This is a genomic window from Streptomyces sp. PA03-1a, from assembly GCF_033792805.1.
Classification (GTDB): Bacteria; Actinomycetota; Actinomycetes; order Streptomycetales; family Streptomycetaceae; genus Actinacidiphila.
In genome coordinates, this window is the sequence record NZ_JARAVO010000389.1 from 1 (window position 1) to 5,279 (window position 5,279).

The 5,279-nt window shown below is 72.1% G+C and carries 9 protein-coding genes; 1 reads left to right on the forward strand and 8 read right to left on the reverse strand.

Features of this window, described 5'->3' with window-relative positions:
* Positions 1-102: 102 nt before the first annotated feature.
* From PV341_RS43615 to PV341_RS43650, 8 genes are all read right to left on the reverse strand, one after another.
* Positions 103-327 carry a hypothetical protein gene (locus PV341_RS43615; protein WP_500331153.1) on the reverse strand — a complete coding sequence of 75 codons (225 nt, stop codon included), beginning with the start codon at positions 325-327 and terminating at the stop codon, positions 103-105.
* Between the two features lies 1 nt (position 328).
* The gene (locus PV341_RS43620; RefSeq protein WP_500331151.1) at positions 329-574 is read right to left on the reverse strand and encodes a hypothetical protein; all 246 of its coding nucleotides are present in this window, start codon (positions 572-574) and stop codon (positions 329-331) included.
* A complete protein-coding gene (locus PV341_RS43625; protein WP_500331149.1) occupies positions 571-1,254 on the reverse strand; it encodes an IS3 family transposase in 684 nt (227 codons plus the stop codon). Before PV341_RS43625 ends, PV341_RS43620 begins: the two co-directional genes overlap by 4 nt.
* Positions 1,254-1,553 (reverse strand): transposase, encoded by a 300-nt coding sequence (locus tag PV341_RS43630; RefSeq protein WP_500360807.1) that lies wholly within the window; start codon positions 1,551-1,553, stop codon positions 1,254-1,256. Before PV341_RS43630 ends, PV341_RS43625 begins: the two co-directional genes overlap by 1 nt.
* A gap of 99 nt (positions 1,554-1,652) precedes the next feature.
* Entirely contained in the window at positions 1,653-2,189 is a 537-nt protein-coding gene (locus PV341_RS43635) for a hypothetical protein (protein ID WP_500360809.1), read from the reverse strand.
* A gap of 86 nt (positions 2,190-2,275) precedes the next feature.
* On the reverse strand, positions 2,276-4,048 hold the full coding sequence (locus PV341_RS43640; RefSeq protein WP_500360811.1) for a zinc metalloprotease: 1,773 nt from the start codon (positions 4,046-4,048) through the stop codon (positions 2,276-2,278).
* A 133-nt stretch (positions 4,049-4,181) separates the two neighbouring features.
* Positions 4,182-4,394 (reverse strand): hypothetical protein, encoded by a 213-nt coding sequence (locus tag PV341_RS43645; protein ID WP_431969350.1) that lies wholly within the window; start codon positions 4,392-4,394, stop codon positions 4,182-4,184.
* Between the two features lie 47 nt (positions 4,395-4,441).
* On the reverse strand, positions 4,442-4,657 hold the full coding sequence (locus tag PV341_RS43650) for a hypothetical protein (RefSeq protein WP_179280271.1): 216 nt from the start codon (positions 4,655-4,657) through the stop codon (positions 4,442-4,444).
* Positions 4,658-5,018: 361 nt separating this feature from the next.
* Here PV341_RS43650 and PV341_RS43655 point away from each other — a divergent pair, with 361 nt between their 5' ends.
* Positions 5,019-5,279: a hypothetical protein gene (locus PV341_RS43655; protein WP_499513901.1), complete on the forward strand. Its 261-nt coding sequence runs from the start codon at positions 5,019-5,021 to the stop codon at positions 5,277-5,279.

Genomic DNA, 5,279 nt, shown 5'->3' on the forward strand with positions numbered 1-5,279 from the left:
CCCGAGGTGGCCACCCTCATCGCCAGCGTCCAGCAACTGTCCGAAGCCGACCGCCGCCACGTCGCCGCCCTCGTCGAATCCCTCCTCCGCAGCCCCACCCGGTCATAGTCCGCCCGCCGCCGAGCCGTCCGGCGCCGCGCCGTCCGGTGGTCCTGCGCCGCGTGCGGAGCGGCAGCGGTACAGGAAGTCGTCCTGGTCGAGGCCGCACAGCGCCGCCATCGGTTCGACGGGCGGTGGCTCGAAGCGGTACGCCGTCAGCGCGCCGAGCAGCGCGCGGCCGTACGCCGGGCGCGGTGTCCTGCGCTCCGGAGGGGCGGTCCGGAACACGTCAGCACGCCGCCGGTCTGACGACGCGCAGCCAGCCGATGACCGCGTTGACAGTGGCGTAGTCGAGTTCGGCGATCCTGGCGACGGCGTCCGCGTCGTCCCGGCGGACCGGGACCCCGGCGGCGTCGAGGGCGCAGTGCAGCATGACCTGGTGCGCCTGCGTGGGCGGCAGGGTCTGGCCCGCACGGATCTGGGTGCGCAGCAGGTAGGAGATCGGCAACGGGGGCGTCGGTCTGTCCACGGTCATGCTCGGGTTCCCTCGAAGTAGTCGGACAGGGCTGTGGTGAGGTCGAGCCGGCTGTGCCATGTGCGGTGGTCGAGGAGCTCGGTCTGTGTCCGGGCCCAGAAGGCGCCGACCACGGCGTGGTCGTTCCGGTCGGCGACCAGGCCGGTGGGGGGCGCCAGTCCGCGGGCGTGGGCGCGTTCGGTGAAGACGAGGGTGGTGAAGCGCCCCTCGGGCCGGGGCCCGGGGTGGACGGAGTGCCGCAGCACGGCCCTGCTCAGGGCGTCCGCCGCCACGGCGGCGGCCGGCGCGGAACCCGTGCTCCAGCCCATCAGCCGGCGGGCGTGGGCGTCGAGCACGATCACGCAGAGCAGCTCGCCCTGGCGGGTGGCGAGTTCGACGGCGTCGGTCACCCAGAGCCGGTCGGGCACGCCGGGGCGGCCCTGGAGCCCGGCACGCCGCATGAGCAGTTCTACGGTGCCGTGGCTGATGGGGATGCCGTGCCGCAGGGTGAGCTCCTCGTGGATGCGCCGGTACCCGAAGGTGCCGCGCGAGGCGGCGTGGATGGAGCTGATGAGGTCCGTCAGCCACAGGTGCCGGGTGGAGCGGGGCGAGGGAGGCCGGCCGCGCCAGGTGAAGTACCCCGATTCGGAGATGCCGAGGACGCGCGTGGCGGTCCGGATCGGGAGCCCCTCACCGGCCATCACCTGCACGGCCTCAAATCGCCTTTTGGGGACACCACATCGCGCAGCAGCTCGGTGACCCGCCGGTGGACGGCGAGTTCGGTCTCCAGTTCGGTGATGCGCCTGCGGGCCGCGGTCAGCTCTGCGGTGCCCATCGGTGCGCGCCGCAGCCTGCCCAGGTGCGGCAGGTGCGTGCGCCGCCATTGGTAGATCGTCTGGTCGCCGAGGCCGAGGTCCAGGGCGACCTTCTTCACCGGCTCGCCCGCGACCAGCAGGTCGAGGGCCTTGCGGCGCAGCTCGGGCGGGTATCGCTTGGGCACTTCGTCCTCCGGAAGGCCGGTCGTGGTCCCGGGCCGGGGACCCGTCTGGGGGTTTGGGGAGGTGAGGGACGTGCCCCCGGCCCGGAAGCGGTGGGGGCGTCAGCTGACGTGGCGGTGCATGGTCACGGTGGGCCGGAACTCCCGCAGCGTGCTCGTTCCGGCTCCGGCCGGGACGGCGGCCGCCGCGCGGTCGAGGACGGCCCTGACCTCGGCGGCGAGGGCGTCCGCGCGGCGCTCGATCTCGGAGATCGGGTCGCCGCACCGCCTCAGCTCGGCCACCCGGCGCCGGATGTCGGCGAGCCGGTCCCGGTCGCGGGCGCTCAGGGAGAGCGGCCGCGGGGTCGCCACGATGAACTGGTAGGCGCCCGCGAAGGTCTGGCATCCGCTGCAGTGCTGGTTGACGGCACGGCTGATGTTCGTCGCGTTGATCCGCCGGAGGTCGACACCGGAGGTGGTGACGATCTGGAAGGAGAGGGCGATCGAACGGCACGGACGGGAGAGCGAGCAGCCGACGGAGGCGGCGACCGCCCGGTTGTGCGCCGCGGCGGCGACGAGCGGCCCGAACTGGTGGATCGAGAACTCCTCGTCGTACTGGACGGGGTGCGCCCGGTTGGCGAGGGTGTGCGCCTCGTCCACGGCGGCGCCGACGCTGCGGGGGATGTGCGACCCCGATGCCGCGCCGGCCTCGTCGCCCTCGCCACCGCGGCCCCGGCCGGCCCGCGTCAGGTCGGCAGGGGCGCGGGGAAGGACACGGTGAAGCTCGGGATGGGGGGCTCCGAGGGCGTCGCGGAGTCCGACGGTGTGGCGGAGGGCGAGCCGTCGGACGGGCTCGGCCCTGCCGTGGCCGTGGTCCGGGTGCTGCTCGGTTGCGGTTCGCTGCGCGAGGCCCGCGGGCTGGGCGAGCTCGACGGCGAGGGGCTGCCGCTCGCCGAGGCGGAGGCGTCGGCCGAGCCGGACTCCGAGGGTGCGGCCGAGGACGCGGTCGCCGACGGCTCGCCCACCGCCACGGTCACCGGGGGTGTGGTGACGCTGGGCAGCGGTGCGGGGGCGACCGGGCGCAGGGGCCTGATCTCGGGCACTCCGGGCTGCAGGATGGGCGCGATCGGCGGCTGCGGCGGCAGCGGCTTGGGGGTCACCCCGCCCACCCACGCGGCGCACAGCGCCGCAGCTCCGGCCAGTGCGGCCCCGCCGATGAGGAGCCTCAGCCGGAGATTCCCCTCCGTGGCGCGGACGACGTAGCGGACGAGCCGGCCCCCGAGGCGCACCGACAGGTACGCCGCCCCCGCCAGGGGGAAGATCAGCATCAGGCTGCCGATGACCCCGACCGTCCCGGCGGCGAACTGGCCCTCGGCGAAGGCGGAACCGGTCCCGCTCAGCTGCTCGACCAGGGACCGCAGGCTCGTCTCGAGCAGGCGCGGCAGGTTCCACAGCACGTAGCCGAGCTCGGCCAGCAGCAGGGGCACCATCGTCAGCACCCAGGTGGTGACGATGATCCGGGCGGAGCGCTTGAGGTCGGAGACCTCGGGGGGCACCGGACGGCCCGGCAGCATGCTGCGCAGGATCGGCTTGATCTTGCCGAAGAGGTCCGGGACGCCGGCGAGGTCACCGAGGATGTAGTAGCCGTCCAGCCGGACGGCCGGCATCAGCTGCTCGATGATCTCGAAGTGGGCCAGGTAGATGGCGGCGAGGAAGAAGGACTGCCCGGTGGCGAAGTAGCCGCCGGCCAGGGCCAGTATGAAGACGACGTTGAAGTAGACGCCGCCCAGGTCGGTGCGCATGCGCCCGCCCCGGCCGATCCGGTAGACGTCGGTGACGTCGGTGTACATCGACGGCCAGATGAGGAAGATGCCGCAGCCGATGGCCCCCGGGCGGGCCCCGCCGTAGCGGCACGCGGAAGCGTGCCCGAACTCGTGGAAGACGAGCGAGGCCACGGTCAGCGCGAACACCACGAGCATCAGCACCGGCTGCTCCAGCACCTGGAGCACCGGGGTCATCGCCCCGTGGACGGCGAACAGCCAGATCTCCATGGCGACCGCCGTCGCGAGCACCAGCGTCACCGCCAGCGGACGATGCAGCCAGGCCAGGGAGCGGGCGATCCGGGCGACCTGCCGCTCGCGGAAGATGACCCGGTGGCCCTTCAGGACGAGCAGGAGGTCCGCGGTGGGCCCGGTGACCTCGTCGTCCTCCTGCCCGAAAGGGACGGTGACGCCCAGCGGCTGGAGCTTGTTCTCGATCAGGTAGTGCACGTTCTCGGCGCTGACCTCACGGCCGAAGCGCCCGCTCACCCGGTGCGAGATGGCCTCGGTGTCGCGCCGTCCGTCGATGGCGCGGGCGACCAGGTACAGCAGCCGGCTCAGCTGGACGACCTGCCCGTCCCCCCGGCGGACGATGTACCGGGGTTCGGTGGTCCCCGAGCCCTTGTACTCGCCCAGGAGTTGCAGGCCCGCGCCGAGCCGCGGGACGGGGAAGCCCGTGTCGTGGAAGGGAGGTTCCATCACGTCCGCGCCGTACACCGCCGTTCCCGTGGGGCCGGGGCCGTGAGCAATGTGACTTTCCGTCACCGTCCTGCTCTTCCTCCCGAGACGGACCGCGCCACGACGGGCGCGGTCCGCACACGTACGGGTGTTGTTACTGGCGGATGTTGATGGCCTGGACGGCCTCGGACTGGGCGACCGCGAACGGGGAGAACTGGTTCGCCGCGAGCGACTCGTTGTGGGCGTCGACGTGCGCGATGTTCTTGGTCACGTGCGTGGTCTTGACGAAGCTGAACTTCAGCTTGCCCAGGGCCTCGCGGCCGGGCAGCAGCTCCGCGGACTCGGCGTCGAGCTGGTCCATGTTCATGGGAGGGGGATACCTTTCTCGGTATGCGGAAGGAGGTGGAACGCCGACTACTGCTTGATGTTGATGGCCTGGGTGGCCTGCGACTGGGCGACCGCGTACGGCGACCACTCGTTGGCCGCGAGCGACTCGTTGTGGGCGTCGACGTGGGCCACGTGCTTGGTCACGTGCGTGGTCTTGACGAAGCTGAACTTGAGCTTGCCCAGGGCCTCGCGGCCGGGCAGCAGCTCCGCGGACTCGGTGTCCAGCTCACGCATGTCGAGCATGGGGGATCCTTCGTACGAGGGGTGCGGACGGGGGCCGGGTCCCAGAACCCGTCCATCCACACCGGACGATCTGTCTGACGGCGTTGGACAGTAGTCGGGCGCCACGGGCCCGGCAAGCGATTCGGATCCATGACTGTCCGTCAACGCGGCGGCTGCACAAGGGAAACGACAGGTGGGAGCACCGGCGAGGGCACCTCGGGCACCCGGCCCCACCCCCCGGATATCACTCGAACGGGTCAATCCGCCCCCTGCCCGATGTGGGGAAGTCCCGGCAGAGGGGGCGAAGCACGACGAACCGGTGGCTATCCTCTCGATCCCCGAGGCGCTTGGGCCGACCAAGCCTCCGGTGAGAGGGGTGCACGTGCTTGTCGTTCAAGGGGCGACCGCCACCGCCGTCGTCCGCCACCGGACCGGAGAGCCGGTGGTCCTGCTTTCCGGCGAACTCCCCGCGGTCCTCACGCCGGCCGCCCTGAACGAACTGCTGAATCTGGCCGCGGCCGTCCTCACGGCCGAGGAGATGACCCTCTTCCGCAGTTGCCTGACCGCACTGCGCTGCGGGGAGAAACTCCAGGAACGCCGTATCGAGGTCAGCGGCGCCGTCCTCACCGTCTACAGCAGCTGA

Bases quoted from the DNA above. Each gene is read 5' to 3' on its own strand.
- PV341_RS43650 (WP_179280271.1), bottom strand. From the start codon at position 4,657: ATGCTCGACATGCGTGAGCTGGACACCGAGTCCGCGGAGCTGCTGCCC.
- PV341_RS43620 (WP_500331151.1), bottom strand. From the start codon at position 574: ATGACCGTGGACAGACCGACGCCCCCGTTGCCGATCTCCTACCTGCTG.
- PV341_RS43645 (WP_431969350.1), bottom strand. From the start codon at position 4,394: ATGAACATGGACCAGCTCGACGCCGAGTCCGCGGAGCTGCTGCCCGGC.
- PV341_RS43640 (WP_500360811.1), bottom strand. From the start codon at position 4,048: ATGGAACCTCCCTTCCACGACACGGGCTTCCCCGTCCCGCGGCTCGGC.
- PV341_RS43625 (WP_500331149.1), bottom strand. From the start codon at position 1,254: ATGGCCGGTGAGGGGCTCCCGATCCGGACCGCCACGCGCGTCCTCGGC.